This window comes from Micromonospora sp. NPDC049301, from assembly GCF_040678715.1.
Classification (GTDB): domain Bacteria; phylum Actinomycetota; class Actinomycetes; order Mycobacteriales; family Micromonosporaceae; genus Micromonospora.
Genome location: NZ_JBFAQO010000004.1, coordinates 508,522 through 523,481, shown reverse-complemented (window position 1 = coordinate 523,481; position 14,960 = coordinate 508,522). Strand labels below are relative to the sequence as shown.

Genomic DNA, 14,960 nt, shown 5'->3' with positions numbered 1-14,960 from the left:
CCCGGTGCCTCGCATACCGCACCCATTGGCGCCACCGCTGGTGCTCGAACGCCACATCGGCGTCGATCTCCGCCACCACCGCCGGGTCGACCTGCACTACGGCAAGGGCTCGGGTCGGTCCAGCTGGCCGGACCACGATGCGGGCAGCGGCTGCGGCCACGGGTGGGCGACAGCGCCGGGGCGCGGCATCCGCGGGGACGAGAGCAGCGGCGCCCGGCGCCGTACTAGACCTGGGCTCGGGTATCGCGACGGACCGAGACCCGGCCGGCCGTACGTGCCACCATCGAGGCACTGACCCGCGACGTGGGCACGCTTGGCCTGGACACCGACACCGCCTGGCTCCCGGCCAGCGACCCGTTCCGGATTACCGGGCCGGCTGACCTGGGTCACTCGGGTGCGGCGACAACGGCGTAACCGTGTCATGCCGCCATGCGCGTAGCGGCATCGACACGAGGACCGTCTCCAGCTGATCCGCATCGTCGGCAGTGAAAAGCCCCCACGTTCGCCACTCGCCGGGCGCCAACGGCGGCCGCCACAGCCGTATGAGATCCCCCTGCGCCGCCAGCTCAGCCGCCCGCGCGGCCTCCCGCTCGCGCATGTCGGCGACCTCATCGTCCGACGTGCCATCCGGCACGGTAGTCACCATGTCAACCAGAAACTCCACTGCTCCTCCTCTGTCCGCCGCGCGCTCAACATTACGTATGTCGCGCAGAGACTGGCGCCTTTGAGCAACATCGCGAGTCTGTGTTCATCCTCAAAGCACACAGCCTGAACCAGCGGGACAGCGGGACCACTCCCGGAGTCCGCGGACCGTTCATGACGGCAAATTTCAGGAAGTAGTTGACCCATGAACCGGACAGGGACCTGAGGACGGGCACCTTTGCGTGACTGATCGCCGGCCGCCCTCACATCGGCAGTTCCGGACGTGCCCCCCGCCGAGCCGCCAACACACGACCAGCGGCAGATCCGGATGCCGGTTTGAGTCCAGCACCGGAGTCGCCCACGCGCTCAACAGCAGACCCCCGGAAAACTCTCAGCTGGAAGACTCCAGCCGAAGTCCTCGACGAACACCTACGATCGCTCCAACAACCCAGTGTTGCGACGACCGATTGAATCCGCCAGTACACCAGCGCCCAGCACGCTCGTCTCGCCGCCGCGCACGGGGTCCGGCTGTCGGTCGGGGCAGCGCGGGCAGTGCTGGGACAACGCGATGGCCGAGTCGTTCTTCGCCACCATCAAAACGGAGCTGCGGCACAGGCAGGCGTGGCCCACCCGCAAGGGCGCCCGCTTTCATCGCCGAGGTGGACCGGGTTCTCGGCGTGCTCGACGGGGCCGTAGTGGTCGTGTCCGCCGTCGAGGGCGTCCAGCCGCAGACCCGCCTGCTGATGCGGGCGCTGCGGCGGCTGTGCGTGCCCTCGCTGATCTTCATCAATAAGACGGACCGGCGCGGCGCCGACGCGCAACGCGTCTACGCGGAGATCGCCCGGCGCCTGGACCTGACGGTCGTGCCGGCCACCGCGCCCGCCGCGGCGCTGGCCGACGCGTTGACCAATGTGGACGAGGCGCTGCTGCGCGCGTGCGTGGAGGATGAGGCGAGCATGACGGCCCGGCGGCTGCGCGCGGAGCTTGCGGCCCAGACGGCCCAGTGTGCCGTGCACCCGGTGTTCGCGGGCTCGGCGATAACCGGGGCCGGGGTGGACGAACTGATGGCGGGCCTGACGGATCTGCTGCCCATGGCCGCCGGCGAGGCCACCCGGCAAATGTCGGGCCGGATTTCAAGGTGGAGCGGGGACCCGCCGGCGAGAAGGTGGCCTACGTGCGCATGTTCGACGGCGAGTTGCGGGTACGCGATCATCCGGCCGGCGGCCGCGACCGGATCACCGCGATTCATATGCTCGAGAACGGCGTGTGGGTGCGGCGCGACACGGTGGCGGCGGGCCAGATCGCGGCGTTGCGCGGCCTGGCGGGCGTCCGCGTCGGGGACACCCTCGGTGACGGCGCACGCAGGTCGACCATCACTTCGCGCCGCCGATGCTGGAAGCCCTCGCCGTCCCCCACCGCCCGGGCGACGGCGGGCGGCTGCGCTCGGCGCTGATGCTGCTGGCCGAGCAGGATCCGCTGATCAACGTACGCGCGGACGAACGTGGCGGCACGGCCGTGTCGCTCTACGGCGAGGTGCAGAAGGAGGTCATCCAGGCCACGCTGGCCGCCGACTTCGGTGTCGACGTGCACTTCCTGCAGACCACGACGCTGTGCGTAGAGCGGCCGAAGGCCACCGGCGAAGGGCTGGAGCGGCTGAACACGCCGTCGAATCCCTACCAAGCCACGATCGGGTTGCGGGTCGAGCCGGGGCGACCCGGCTCCGGCGTGACGGTGCACGTGCCCGTGGACTACCGGCTTGCGCCGCTCTACGTCTACCGGACGCTAGAGCTGTTCCAGGAGGCGATGGGCGACTACATACGCGACGCGCTCGCGGCCGGTCCACACGGTTGGCCGGTGACCGATTGCGTGGTGACGATGACCGACTCGGGCTACAGCGTCGCCGACGGGCCGCCGTCGCTACGCGGGCCGACGAGCACGGCACAGGATTTCCGCAAGCTCACGCCGATCGTCGTGGCGCATGCGCTGGCGGCCGGCGGGACGGTGGTCTGCGAACCGCTGGCCCGGGTAACCCTAGACGTGCCCGCGCGGGCACTCAGCGGGATGCTGAGCCTGCTCAGCAAGCTAGGGGCGATCGTGGAGGACCAGGTGGCGCGCGCGGACGAGATGGTGATCGTGGCGGTTCTGACCGCGGCGGACGCTCAGGAGTTGCACCGGATGTTGCCGGAGGTGACCGGCGGCGAAGGGGTGCTCGAGTCCGCGTTCGCCGGTCACCGCCCGGTCCGTGGAAAGCCATCGCGCCGCGCATAACACCGCGACGCGTCCGCCCCATCACCTCACGTACAACCGCCCCCGCGCGGCCGAAACCGTCACAACTGGTCCCTGAGCTGCTGACAATTGGAGTGGTTTCTCAATCGGCAGGGAGGTCAGCACGGATGAGCACCCACCACGTTGACCAGGACGTCTTCAGGTCGGTTCTGCAGGAGGACATCGACTGGCAGCCGTTTCCGGGGTTCCCGCCTACGGCCCGCCTCGCCGTCCTGGTGGGCAAGCCGCCGGAGCCCGAGCCGTACGTGGTCCGGGTTAGGCTGCCCGCCGGCGAGAGGCTGATGCCGCACCGGCACCACGAGGACCGGGTCTACACGGTCATCTCCGGTGTCTTCTACATCGGCCGTGGCGACGAGTTCGACGAGAACAAGCTGGAGGCGTACCCGCCGGGCGCCATCGTCGTGCTGCCGGGCGGAACCTCCCACTTCCACTGGGCGAAATCCGGCGAATACGTGACGCAAGTAACCGCGATCGGTCCGATTTCCTTGGATTACGTCGACTCCCGAAACGATCCGCGGAAGACATGAGGCGCTTTCCTGTGAAGGCTGAACGCATGCGCGTAGCCGCCGATATGGTGCGGCAACCACGTCATCGTCCGCGATGTCAGCGTGGCTGGACTGGAGCTCTCGTCCTGCGCGGCGCACCATGGATCACCCGTATGGGTGAAGTTCCGTGGTCATATCTACTGTCGCCGCCGCTGAAAACTAAGGTCAGAGCGCTGTTTGACACCCTATCCAAGTTTAGTCTAGCGATATGACGGTGCGCTGAACGAGACCGCAGGACATCGTTGTTTCCCGGTCGCCGGGATTCCTCGACGTGAAGGATCCTCCTGACATGGGCAGGAATACCGGCGGTCTGAAGCCAGATGGCCACGGATGGCGCGCACGGCTAGGGGTGCTCACACACGATGACAGCGCGATATCCGAATCAGAACTGTGGACCATGGCTCCCGATGGGGTATCCCTCCACACGTCCCGCGTTTTCTTTGCCAATCTAACGACCTTCGGTAATCCTCCCGGTCCCGACAACGCGACAGAACTGCTTGCGAGATTGCCATTGCAGGCGATCATCTATGCCTGGACAGTCGGCAGCTACCTTCTCGGCACGACCGGAGAGGAGGAACTCGTCAGTCGTGTTGAACAGCATTCAAACGGCATTCCAGTCCTGATGTCGGCACCCGCTGCAACGGCTGCTTTCCGGACGTTGGAGGCCGAACGAATCGCATTGATCCATGCCCCATTCTTTACTGACGAGTTCGACCAGAAGGGAGTAGCGTACTTTCAGGAGCGCGGATTCGAGGTCGTTCACGTCAGCCATCTGTTGCCGCCAGTCGAGATTCCCCATCCGAACACGGGGTCAGTGGCGAGCCCGGCGGAGATTTACGAGTGGGTTCGCGGGCATGTTCCATCCTCCGCGCAGGCCGTTTTCATCGGTGGGAACGCCATCCGCGCCATTGGCGTAATAGCGGCATTGGAGGACGACCTGCGCCGGCCGGTACTCACTGCAAACCAGGTTTCTTTGTGGTATGCGCTACGCGTCGCAGGCGCGGAAGTCAGCGTCGATGATTACGGTCAGTTGTTCAAACTGCCATGCAGCCAATCAGAAATACGCTCGAGACCGATGTAGAGCCAAGCGTGGACGCACTTCGTGAAACTCCTCCCTTGGCGTACGCCCGCATGAGATCACGCATCAGGCCCAGCTCGCAGGTAACGCGGACCACGTCCGTTTCACCCGGACGGGCGTTCGCGCACAGGATCGCGTGCGGGCCGCCCTCGAATACGACTAGCGTCCCGTCCTAAACAGGCCGGGCAGCCGCGTGCCGGTCTTGTCCAGCGGCAATACGGCGGCGCTGGATTTCCTCCGCGACTGACACCCCGCCCGTGAGTGGGCAAAGGAGCAACCGTGTCGAACCACTTCAGTGCCGACAACCTCAAGTTCCCCGGCGACGACCGTCGCCTCGACCTCACCGACTTGTTCGTCTTCACCTCCCCGAAGGACCCCGGCAAGACGGTGCTGATCATCGACTCGAACCCGACCAGTGCCCCACCCCCGATACCGGCGACTGCCACCGGCCCGGAGTTCTACCCCGGCGCGGTCTACCGGATCAACATCGACACTGACGGCGACGCGTATGCCGACGTCGCGTTCACGTTTACCTTCTCCGAGTACGAGAACGGTAGCCAGACCGGGACCGCCTGGTACGCCACCGGCCCCGAGGCCCGACAGCCCGAGCCGGCCGGCGAGGTGCTCGCCCAGTCCATCCCGGTCAGCTTCGACGGCACGGACCGGCCTGTCGTGGTCGATGAGCCAGGGCAGATCCGGCTGTTCGCCGGGCTGCGCAGTGACCCGTTCTTCGCCGATGTCGAGGGCGCCTTTCACGGAATGAAATGGACCGGGCACGACGACTTCGCCGGCAACAACGTCGACTCCATCGCGCTGGAGGTGCCCGCCGACCTGCTCGGCCCCGGCCCGGTGATCGGAGTGTGGGCCTCGATCAGCCGGCGCCGCGACGGCGTACTGGAGCAGATGGACCGCGGCGGGAACCCGACCATGAACCCGTTTATCAACCCCGACGGCGAGAAGAACCTGTACAACTCCCGGCAGCCCGCCGACGATGTGGCCAACTACCTGGGCCCATGGTCCCAGATGCTGGAAAAGGGCGGCTACCCACCGGAGGAGGCCAAAAAGGCCGCCCTGCAGTTTCTGCCCGACATCCTCCGCTACGACCGCACCAAGCCTGTCTCCTACCCCAACGGCCGGAAGCTCATCGACGACGTCTACAGCTATCGCTTTGCGTGGCTGACCCACGGCAAGCTCCCCCCGACCGGCCTCAAGCCGCATGATGACCTGCTGTGGCAGTTCCCCTACCTCGGCCCACCCAACCCCTAGCCGCCGCACAGCGGTCTTTCCGCGCTGGCGACGTGACGGATACCGTCCAAGAATTGGTAAGCACCTCGCCGTGCTCGGCGGAGTCGGCTACCTCCCCTATGAGCGAGAACACCGGCTGGCGATGAGTCTGGACCACGCCTTTTCGCCCACTGACATTCGTGGGAAATCACTGACACCGGCGAGAAGCGCTGGACGATGGGTAGGCCTCCCAAGCAAGCGGCGCTGCACCCGCCTCCCTGGGTGGGGCCCCGCACGTTCGGCGCGGCCGTCGCTCGGCGACAACACGATCGGCAGCAATCAGGCGAAAGGTGACAGAGCCGGCGCTGCTGACAGGAGATGAGAATCCGGCACTGACATCCAGCCGAGAAATCTCATCACGTCGGCGTGCGCAGCCCCTGTCGGCGTTCCCGGCCAATCGCCGGACCGCTACACCAGCCCAAGTCCTTACGCACAAGAACTGTCATTATGATGTACGTGCGGTATGCCCGTTATGTGGTGAGGATTTACTGGATTATTGTTATCGGCAAATCCATAATCCCGACACGGTGATCGTTCGATCCCGAACGGCTGAGGCGCGAGTCTCGCTTCGCGAGCGGGGAAAGGACTGGACGGCCTGGTGTCGGCCTTGTAGCTTGCAGTTGCCGTGACGCCGCCCGAGGAGGTGAGACCCATGAACGCTGTATCGATGTGGGTGCTCCCCCTTCCCGTCACGGCCGGGCGATTGACGTAGGTGTCGCCGGGAGCGCCTCGCCAACCAGGCACTCCCGAAAGGCAACACCTGTGCACTCTCTGCCATTCACCCCTGAGCCGTCGTCGACCCGTACGGTCGAGCGCGACTCCACCGTGGGCGACGTCCCCGCACCGGCCGCCGGCGCCGTTCGGGCGCCCCTCATGTTCGACGTGATCATTGCCGGGTGCGGGCCGACCGGTGCGATGCTGGCGGCCGAACTACGGCTGCACGACGTACGGGTACTCGTCCTGGAGAAGGAAACCGAGCCCGTGTCGTTCGTCCGCATCGTCGGTCTGCACGTTCGCAGTATCGAGCTGATGGAAATGCGCGGGCTGCTGGAGCGCATCCTCGAACGCGGACGACAGCGTCCGGCCGGCGGCTTCTTCGCCGCCATCAACACACCCGCGCCCGAGGGCCTGGATTCCGCGCACGCCTATCTGCTGGGCATCCCGCAGCCGGTCATCGTTCAGCTGCTCGAAGACCATGCGATCGATCTGGGTGCGCTGGTCCGGCGCGGTTGTGCGGTGGTCGGTTTCGAGCAGGACGACGACGGTGTGACCGTCGAGTTGGCCGACGGGGAACAGCTGCGTTCGCGCTATCTCGTCGGCTGCGACGGCGGGCGCAGTACGGTGCGCAAACTGCTCGGCGTCGGCTTCCCCGGCGAGCCCTCACGGACCGAGACGCTGATGGGCGAGATGCAGGTGGGCGTGCCGCAGGAGGAGATCGCCGCCAGGGTGGCCGAAGTCCGCGAGACCGACAACCGACTCAGCATCGGGCCCGCGGGCGTTGGGGCCTATCGCGTCGTGGTCCCCGCCGCGGGAGTCAGCGATCGTGCGGAACCGCCCACCCTGGACGATTTCAAACGACAGTTGCACACCATCGCCGGAACCGATTTCGGCGTGCACTCCCCGCGCTGGTTGTCCCGCTTCGGGGATGCCACGCGGCTGGCCGAACGTTATCGGGTCGGGCGGGTGCTGCTGGCCGGCGACGCGGCACACATCCATCCACCTATCGGCGGACAGGGCCTCAACCTGGGCGTTCAGGACGCATTCAACCTCGGCTGGAAACTGGCCGCACAGATCCGCGGCTGGTCGCCGGAGACACTGCTGGACACCTACCAGGCCGAACGTCATCCGGTCGCCGAGGACGTGCTGGACAACACCCGCGCCCAGATGGAACTGCTGTCCACCGAACCGGGCCCGCAGGCCGTGCGCAGGCTGCTCACCGAACTGATGGACTTCGACGTGGTGAACCGCCACCTGATCGAGAAGATCACCGCGATCGGCATCCGCTACGACTTCGGCGCAGGCCCCGACCTGCTCGGCCGCCGCCTGCGCGACATCGACGTGAAACAGGGCCACCTCTACGGTCTGCTGCATCGCGGCCGCGGCCTGCTGCTGGACCGCACCGAACGCCTGACCGTCGGCGGCTGGTCGGACCGCGTCGACTACCTCGGGGATCCCACTGCCGTACTGGATGTTCCGTGCGTCCTGCTACGTCCCGACGGCCACGTCGCCTGGATCGGCGACGATCAGCAGGACCTGGACGACCACCTATCCCGCTGGTTCGGCAAGCCCAACTAGTGCGTCCCGCTATCGGTGGGGAGACGGCGAGCAGATCGGAGGCGCTGTCGGCCGGGAGCTGGGAGTGGTCGGCGTTCTAGTCGGACATCCACCGCCCGCTGACGGCCACGCCAGCGGGCGGTGGCCGGTCGTGCCGTCCGGGTCAGAAGGTGGCGATCGGGTTGACCGGGCTGCCGGACGTCCCAGCGAAGCGGACCGGCGCGACCGCGAGGTGGAAGTCCCACTGGCCGAGCTCGGCAGCCGTCGTCGCGCACGCCTCCAGGTCGCAGTTGTCGAGCAGCCACAGACCCATCGCGACGAGACTCACGGCGTGAACCGGCATCAACACGTCGTCGTACCCCGACGGCTGAACGTCCTGGGGGGTGTCGGCGCCGATCAGCGCGACCCCGCGTTCATGCAGCCACGGCAGGCAGGACGCGTGCCAGCCGGCCTGCGTGAAACCGCTGGCCTCACCGGCCTCGTGCCGGACGCGGCCGTAGCCGGTCCGCAGGAGTACCGCATCGCCGGATCGCACCCGTACACCCTGGCGACGCTCGGCCTCCTCGAGATCGTCGGGAAACACACCCTGCCCGGGTTCCAACCACGGCACATCGCGGGCCCTCGCGACGTCCAGCAGGACACCACGCGTGATGATCCCGTTCGCCGCCGCCGTGACGGCCGCCCACGCCGATCCCGTTGCGGCGTCGACCAACGAGTGCGACCGCCCGTTGTACATCGTGCCGTTCCAGAAGATGTGGCACGGCGAGTCGACGTGGGTGAGGGTGTTGCCGTGGAACGAGATGCCGAGTCGCTCGGACGAGAAGCCCCAGCGCCGGTCGGCGTGGAAGTGCGACGGCATGTTCTCGGCGCCCGGCATGTCGGCTGCGCACGGGCACGTCGTCGTCGACCGCTCCATGTCTGCCGGTACGGCAACCTCCCATGCGCACGACACGCTCCTGCCGTGGCGCACGGCCCGCGCGGCCGCCAGCCGGACGTCGTCGGTGATGTGGTTCAGAGTCCCGAGTTCGTCGTCGTCGCCCCACCGTCCCCAGTTCGACAGCGTGTCGAAGTACCCGAGCACGTCGTCCTGTGTGGGCATCGGTCGCCCTGCCGTCATCCCAGCATCGACTCCTCCGGTCACGCGGTGCGACGCACCGCAGGCAGGGTATCCCGCCGCTGGATCGAGGACCGCAATGGCGATCGTTTGACCCTCGACCGGGTTGAGGCGCGAGCATCTCGACCATGGACGACCACGACGACCAGCCGACGCCCGACCCGACCATGACGCGCATCGTCGAGGCGGTGCAGCTCGGCCAGTCCGGGCAGCGGGTGCGCGCCCGCGAGGCCCTCACCGCGCTGTGGGACGAGATCGGCGCCGACGGCGACCCGTTGCACCGCTGCACCCTCGCGCACTACCTCGCCGATCTGCAGGACACCACCGAAGAGGAACTGAGCTGGGACGAACGCGCCCTGGCCGCTGTCTCCGACCTGACCGACGAGCGTGCCCAGCAGTACCACCACTCGCTGCAGGTGCAGGGGTTCCTGCCGTCGCTGCACCTCAACCTGGCCGACTGCCACCGACGCCTGGGCAACACCGCCCCGGCCCGGGAGCATCTGGCCATGGCTGGGCGCTTCGTCGGGCAGTTGCCGGACGACCCGTACGGCGAGATGATCCGCGCCGGGATCCGCGCCGCCACCGAGGCACTGGAGTCAGTGCGGGAGTAGGAATGCCGCAGGATCAACCGGTCGAGTACTGCACGCGTGCGGGTTGGCCGGAGGCCCGGGCCGGCTCGAGCTCACCGTCGAGTCGGAGCCCGCAGAGACCGCACGTTTGTAGGTTGTCTTCTTGACGAGCGGCAGACGCGTAGCTAAGTTTCAGCCACCCGGACTGAGAGGCGTCTATGCAGACCCGACTCGTTACCGCGACCGCCTGGGTGGCCACACTGGCGGCCACCCTCGCCCCGCTCCCCGCCCATGCCTCCGACCCCGCAGTGCACCCCCCGTCCGCCGAGCACGGCTGGGTCACCTCGACGCTGCGGCACATGAGCCTGGAGCAGAAGGTGGGCCAGCTCTTCGCCACCTACGTCTACGGTGGTGACGCCACCGCCCCCACGGCCGCCGACCGGGCCGCGAACCTCGCCGCGTTCGGTGTGGAGACACCGGCCGAGGTGATCGAGCGGTACCACCTCGGCGGCGTCTGCTACTTCTCCTGGTCGCACAACCTGGACAGTCCCCGCCAGATCGCCACCCTCTCCAACGGACTCCAGCGGGCCGCCCTCGGCGACGGGGCGAAGGGCCGGGTGCCGCTGCTCATGTCCACCGACCAGGAGCAGGGCACGGTGCTGCGGATGCCCTCCCCCGCCGCCCAGTTCCCCGGGGCCATGGCCCTGGGGGCCGCGCGGTCACCCCGGCTCGCCCGGACGGCGGCGGAGGTCACCGGGCGCGAGCTGCGGGCCGTCGGCATCCGCCAGCCGTACGCGCCGATCGCCGACGTGAACGTCAACGCGGGCAACCCGGTGATCGGCGTGCGGTCCTTCGGCGCCGACCCCACCCTGGTTGCCGACCTCACCGCCGCCCAGGTCGCCGGCTTCCAGGACGACGCCCGGGTGACCGCCGTGGCGAAGCACTTCCCCGGGCACGGCGACACGGCCACCGACAGCCACACCGGCCTGCCGGTGATCAACCACAGCCGCGCCGAGTGGGACCGCATCGACGCGCCACCGTTCCGGCGGGCCATCAGGGCCGGCGTCGAATCGATCATGACCGCCCACATCGTGATCCCCGCGCTCGACCCCTCCGGCGACCCCGCGACGCTGTCGCCGACGATCCTCACCGGAGTGCTGCGCGGTGAACTCGGCTTCCGGGGCGTCATCGTCACCGACGCGCTCAACATGGCCGGCGTGCGCGCGAAGTACGGCGACGAGCGGGTGCCCGTACTGGCGCTCAAAGCCGGCGCCGACCAGCTCCTGATGCCGCCGGACCTCGCGCTGGCGCGCGACGCGGTGCTGCGCGCCGTCGCCACCGGCGAGCTCACCGAACGTCGGATCGACGAATCGGTCCGGCGCATCCTCGGCATGAAGTACCGCCAGGGACTGGCCCGCTCACCGCTGGTCGACGCCGACGAGGCGGTCCGGACGGTCGGCGCGCCGCAGCACCTCGCCGCCGTCACCCGGGTCACCGACCCGACGCTCACCGCCGTCCGCAACGACGCCGGTGTGCTGCCGCTGCCCCGCGCCGACCGGTCGGTCCTGGTCACCGGTTGGGACAGCGCCGCCTTCGCGCCGGTGGCGACCCTCGCCGCCGGGTTCACCGCCCGCGGTGCCAGGGCCACCGCCCGACCGGCGACGCTGCCCTCGGACGCGGTGATCGCCGCGACGGCCGCCCAGGCCGCCGAACACGACCTCACCGTCGTGCTGGTGAACAAGGCGTGGGACACCACCGTCACCGACCCGCGCGCCACCCAGCAGCGCCTCGTCGGGGCGCTGCTCGCCACCGGGAAACCCGTGGTCGTCGTGGCGGTCCGCGATCCCTACGACATCGCGTACCTGCCGGGCGTGACCACCTACCTGGCGACCTACTCGTACACCCGGGCGGCGATGGACGCCCTCGTCCGCGCGCTGCACGGCGAGCTGTCCCCGAGCGGACGGCTGCCCGTCACGATCCCCACGGCCGAGGGAGCGGGCTCCGTGCTCTACCCCTACGGCCACGGCCTGAGCTGGTAGGAGGCAATCAATGCAGCGGAGGAACTTCCTGGTCGGTGCGGGCGCGTTGGGGGCGAGCGCCGGGGCGCTCGGCGTCGGCGCGGCCCTGACGCCGGCGTCGGCCAGCCCCCGGTTCCGTCGGGTCCGCACCGGTCTCGACGAGCTGGTGTCCTCCGGCTTCGCCGAGCTGGCCGGCCAGCGGGTGGGCGTCGTCTCCAACCCGACCGGCGTCGACGCCGCCTACCGGCACCTCGTCGACCTCATGCACGGCTCCGGCCGGGTGCGGCTGGTCGCGGCGTTCGGCCCCGAGCACGGCTTCCGCGGCTCTGCGCAGGCCGGCGGCAGCGAGGGCACCGGCGTGGACGCGCGTACCGGCATCCCGGTGTACGACGCGTACGGCGCCTCGCTGGCCCGCTGGGAGAGCATGTTCACCGAGGCCGGGGTGGACACCGTGGTCTTCGACATCCAGGACGTCGGGGTCCGCTTCTACACCTACATCTGGACGATGTACACGTCGATGCTCGCCGCGGCCCGCGTCGGCAGGCGCTACGTCGTGCTGGACCGTCCCAACCCGATCGGTGGGCGGGCCTACGGGCCGCTGATGACCACCCCGTACACCTCGGGGGTGGGTCTGAAGGAGATCATCCAGCAGCACGGGATGACCGTCGGGGAGCTGGCCCGGTTCTTCAACGCCACCTTCCTGCCGGCCGAGGCGGGGCGACCGGTCGACCTGCACGTGGTGCGGTGCCGGCAGTGGAAGCGCGACGACCTCGCCGCCGACACCGACGTGCCGTGGGTGATGCCCAGCCCGAACATGCCCACCCCGGACACCGCGCTCGTCTACCCGGGCACCGGCCTGTTCGAGGGCGTCGCGTCGATCACCGAGGGGCGCGGCACGTGCCGCCCGTTCGAGCTGATCGGCGGGCTGGCGACCGACTTCGACCACCACTGGGGCGACCGGCTCAACGCCCGGAACCTGCCCGGGGTCGAGTTCCGGGAGGCGTACTTCTCGCCGACCTCGGCCGGGCAGAAGCCCGCGCTGCTCAACAAGCTCTGCGCCGGCGTGGAGGTCAAGGTCGTCGACCGGGCGGTGTACGACCCGATCCGCACCGGCGTGGCGATGCTGGTGGAGGCGCGCAAGTATCCGGCGTTCGCCTGGCGGAGCGACTCGTGGGACGCGGTGCGCCCGTACTGGATCGACAAGCTCACCGGCTCGCCGCGACTGCGTACCCAGATCGACGCCGGAGCCGACGTGGACGACGTCGTCGGCGCGTGGGCCGACGAGCTGGCCACCTTCAACCGGCAGCGCCGGCCCTACCTGCTCTACTGAGGAGTGCGGTCATGACCAGGTCCACCCGTCGTCCGCTCCGCTCACTCGCGCTCGGCCTGGCCCTGGCGGTCGTGGGCACGACGCTGCCCGCCACCGCGGTGGCGGCGTCGTCCCCGTCCGGGCCGCCGACCGTCTCTCCCGCCGACATCCAGTTCCGGCACGACACGCTGCGCCGCGGCAGCGCCCGCCAGGTCGGTCTGCTCCCGGAGCACGTGGACCGGCTCCCCGCCGACCTGGCCGGGTATCTCCAGCCCACGCCGGACCATCCCGGCTACCCGGCGTACGCCGGCGGGGTGGTCCTGGCCGCCAAGGACGGCGTGATCGTCCAGCACGCCGCCGCCGGCATGGCGGTGCGCTACGCCGCCGTCGGGCCACCGCCGAACCTGGTCGGTGTGGAACTCCCCGCCGACCAGCAGATCGCGGCCCGGCCGGACACCATCTTCGACCTGGCGTCAGTGTCGAAGCTGTTCACCACGATCGTCGCCATGCAGCAGGTGGAGCGTGGTCGGGTGGAGCTGGACGCGCCGGTCGCCCGGTACGTCCCGGAGTTCGCCGCCGGCGGCAAGGCGACGGTCACCGTCCGGATGCTGCTCACCCACACGTCGGGTCTCCCCGCGTTCGTGCCACTGTGGAGCAGGTACCCGACGCCGGCCGAGCGGTTCGCCGCCGCGCTCGCCACGCCGCTGGCGGCCGGTGCCACGCCCGGCTCCCAGTACGTCTACTCCGACCTCGGGTTGATCGCCCTGGGTGTCCTGGTGGAACGGGTCACCGGCCGGCCGCTGGCCGACCTGGTCCGCGACGGCGTGACCGGCCCGCTGGGCATGACCGACACCGGCTACAACCCGGGCCCGGAGCGGCGGTCGCGGATCGCCGCGACCGAGTACCAGCCGTACGCCGGGCGCGGCATGGTGTGGGGCGAGGTGCACGACGAGAACGCCTGGTCGCTCGGTGGGGTGGCCGGGCACGCGGGGGTCTTCTCCACCGCTGCGGACCTGGCCGTCCTGTGCCAGTCACTGCTCAACGGCGGCGAGTACCGTGGCCGGCGGATCCTGCGGTCGGAGACGGTGCGCGCGATGCTGGTCAACTACAACGCGCCGCTGGAGTCGGCCTACCCGGAGAGCGACCGCGGGCTCGGCTTCGAGCTGAACAAGCACTGGTACATGATGGGGTTGTCCTCGCCGGTCGGCTTCGGGCACACCGGTTTCACCGGGACGTCGATCGTCATCGATCCGCTCTCCCACTCGTTCGTCATCCTGCTCAGCAACCGGGTGCACCCGGACCGGGGCTGGGGCAGCAACAACGTGGCCCGCCGCGCCGTCGCGCGGGACCTCGCCGAGGCGATGCCGGTGCGCCCGCTTTCGGCCAGCGCCTGGCGGGCCGACCCACGCGACTCGACGACGAGCACCCTCACCGCCCCGCTGCGCCGGCCCGCGCGGGGTGGCACGGCGAGTTTCCTGCTCTGGTACGACACCGAGCCCCGCTTCGACAGCGCGCGGTTCGAGGTCTCCACCGACGGTGGGCAGACGTGGACGCCGACGACCATGCGGCTGCGTGACGCCGGCCGGCGGTGGACCTCCGACGGCACGGTGACCGGCTACGGGGGCCGGGTGTGGTGGGAGGTCTCCGTGACGCTGCCCGACCAGGCCACCCACCTGCGGTGGAGCAGCAGCACCGACGGCTCCGGGCAGGGCCGTGGCGTCTACGTCGACCGGGTCGTCGCGGCGGACCGGGCGGGCGTGCTCTTCCACGGCGAGGGCGCCGACACGTCCCGGCTCGTCGCCGACGGCTGGTCACCGGCGCGCACCTGAGCCGATTCCCGT

At 69.3% G+C, this 14,960-nt stretch carries 12 protein-coding genes and 1 pseudogene; 11 read left to right on the top strand and 2 right to left on the bottom strand.

Going from position 1 to position 14,960, the window contains the following annotated elements; all coding sequences use genetic code 11:
- Positions 1 to 364: 364 nt before the first annotated feature.
- Complete coding sequence (locus AB0K07_RS15335; protein WP_363755402.1) at positions 365 to 664, bottom strand: muconolactone Delta-isomerase family protein; 300 nt, start codon at positions 662 to 664, stop codon at positions 365 to 367.
- Positions 665 to 1,301: 637 nt separating this feature from the next.
- Here AB0K07_RS15335 and AB0K07_RS15330 point away from each other — a divergent pair.
- The 7 genes and pseudogenes from AB0K07_RS15330 to rox form a co-directional block, all read left to right on the top strand.
- A pseudogene (locus AB0K07_RS15330) lies at positions 1,302 to 1,673 on the top strand (GTP-binding protein); the annotation flags it as partial.
- 143 nt (positions 1,674 to 1,816) lie between these two features.
- A complete protein-coding gene (locus AB0K07_RS15325) occupies positions 1,817 to 2,095 on the top strand; it encodes a hypothetical protein (RefSeq protein WP_363755400.1) in 279 nt (92 codons plus the stop codon).
- Positions 2,032 to 2,910 carry a hypothetical protein gene (locus tag AB0K07_RS15320; protein ID WP_363755398.1) on the top strand — a complete coding sequence of 293 codons (879 nt, stop codon included), beginning with the start codon at positions 2,032 to 2,034 and terminating at the stop codon, positions 2,908 to 2,910. Before AB0K07_RS15325 ends, AB0K07_RS15320 begins: the two co-directional genes overlap by 64 nt.
- Positions 2,911 to 3,035: 125 nt before the next feature.
- Positions 3,036 to 3,455, top strand: a complete 420-nt coding sequence (locus AB0K07_RS15315) for a cupin domain-containing protein (RefSeq protein ID WP_363755618.1) — start codon at positions 3,036 to 3,038, stop codon at positions 3,453 to 3,455.
- A gap of 307 nt (positions 3,456 to 3,762) precedes the next feature.
- A complete protein-coding gene (locus tag AB0K07_RS15310; RefSeq protein ID WP_363755396.1) occupies positions 3,763 to 4,554 on the top strand; it encodes a hypothetical protein in 792 nt (263 codons plus the stop codon).
- A 276-nt stretch (positions 4,555 to 4,830) separates the two neighbouring features.
- Positions 4,831 to 5,817 carry a DUF4331 family protein gene (locus tag AB0K07_RS15305; protein ID WP_363755394.1) on the top strand — a complete coding sequence of 329 codons (987 nt, stop codon included), beginning with the start codon at positions 4,831 to 4,833 and terminating at the stop codon, positions 5,815 to 5,817.
- 891 nt (positions 5,818 to 6,708) lie between these two features.
- Positions 6,709 to 8,130, top strand: coding sequence for a rifampin monooxygenase (gene rox / locus AB0K07_RS15300; protein ID WP_363755392.1), 1,422 nt, complete (start codon positions 6,709 to 6,711; stop codon positions 8,128 to 8,130).
- A 142-nt stretch (positions 8,131 to 8,272) separates the two neighbouring features.
- Here rox and AB0K07_RS15295 read toward each other — a convergent pair whose 3' ends face one another.
- The gene (locus AB0K07_RS15295; RefSeq protein ID WP_363755390.1) at positions 8,273 to 9,208 is read right to left on the bottom strand and encodes a cyclase family protein; all 936 of its coding nucleotides are present in this window, start codon (positions 9,206 to 9,208) and stop codon (positions 8,273 to 8,275) included.
- Positions 9,209 to 9,351: 143 nt separating this feature from the next.
- On the opposite strand from AB0K07_RS15295, the gene AB0K07_RS15290 reads away from it, so the two are divergent.
- The 4 genes from AB0K07_RS15290 to AB0K07_RS15275 all read left to right on the top strand — a co-directional run bounded on the left by AB0K07_RS15290 (position 9,352) and on the right by AB0K07_RS15275 (position 14,948).
- Complete coding sequence (locus AB0K07_RS15290) at positions 9,352 to 9,834, top strand: hypothetical protein (RefSeq protein WP_363755388.1); 483 nt, start codon at positions 9,352 to 9,354, stop codon at positions 9,832 to 9,834.
- 176 nt (positions 9,835 to 10,010) lie between these two features.
- Entirely contained in the window at positions 10,011 to 11,831 is a 1,821-nt protein-coding gene (locus tag AB0K07_RS15285) for a glycoside hydrolase family 3 protein (protein ID WP_363755386.1), read from the top strand.
- A gap of 10 nt (positions 11,832 to 11,841) precedes the next feature.
- The gene (locus AB0K07_RS15280; protein WP_363755384.1) at positions 11,842 to 13,140 is read left to right on the top strand and encodes a DUF1343 domain-containing protein; all 1,299 of its coding nucleotides are present in this window, start codon (positions 11,842 to 11,844) and stop codon (positions 13,138 to 13,140) included.
- 11 nt (positions 13,141 to 13,151) lie between these two features.
- A complete protein-coding gene (locus tag AB0K07_RS15275) occupies positions 13,152 to 14,948 on the top strand; it encodes a serine hydrolase (protein ID WP_363755382.1) in 1,797 nt (598 codons plus the stop codon).
- Positions 14,949 to 14,960 lie beyond the last annotated feature (12 nt).

Bases quoted from the DNA above. Each gene is read 5' to 3' on its own strand.
- AB0K07_RS15295 (WP_363755390.1), bottom strand. From the start codon at position 9,208: ATGCCCACACAGGACGACGTGCTCGGGTACTTCGACACGCTGTCGAAC.
- AB0K07_RS15290 (WP_363755388.1), top strand. From the start codon at position 9,352: ATGGACGACCACGACGACCAGCCGACGCCCGACCCGACCATGACGCGC.
- AB0K07_RS15285 (WP_363755386.1), top strand. From the start codon at position 10,011: ATGCAGACCCGACTCGTTACCGCGACCGCCTGGGTGGCCACACTGGCG.
- AB0K07_RS15280 (WP_363755384.1), top strand. From the start codon at position 11,842: ATGCAGCGGAGGAACTTCCTGGTCGGTGCGGGCGCGTTGGGGGCGAGC.
- AB0K07_RS15310 (WP_363755396.1), top strand. From the start codon at position 3,763: ATGGGCAGGAATACCGGCGGTCTGAAGCCAGATGGCCACGGATGGCGC.
- AB0K07_RS15315 (WP_363755618.1), top strand. From the start codon at position 3,036: ATGAGCACCCACCACGTTGACCAGGACGTCTTCAGGTCGGTTCTGCAG.
- AB0K07_RS15275 (WP_363755382.1), top strand. From the start codon at position 13,152: ATGACCAGGTCCACCCGTCGTCCGCTCCGCTCACTCGCGCTCGGCCTG.
- AB0K07_RS15320 (WP_363755398.1), top strand. From the start codon at position 2,032: ATGCTGGAAGCCCTCGCCGTCCCCCACCGCCCGGGCGACGGCGGGCGG.
- rox (WP_363755392.1), top strand. From the start codon at position 6,709: ATGTTCGACGTGATCATTGCCGGGTGCGGGCCGACCGGTGCGATGCTG.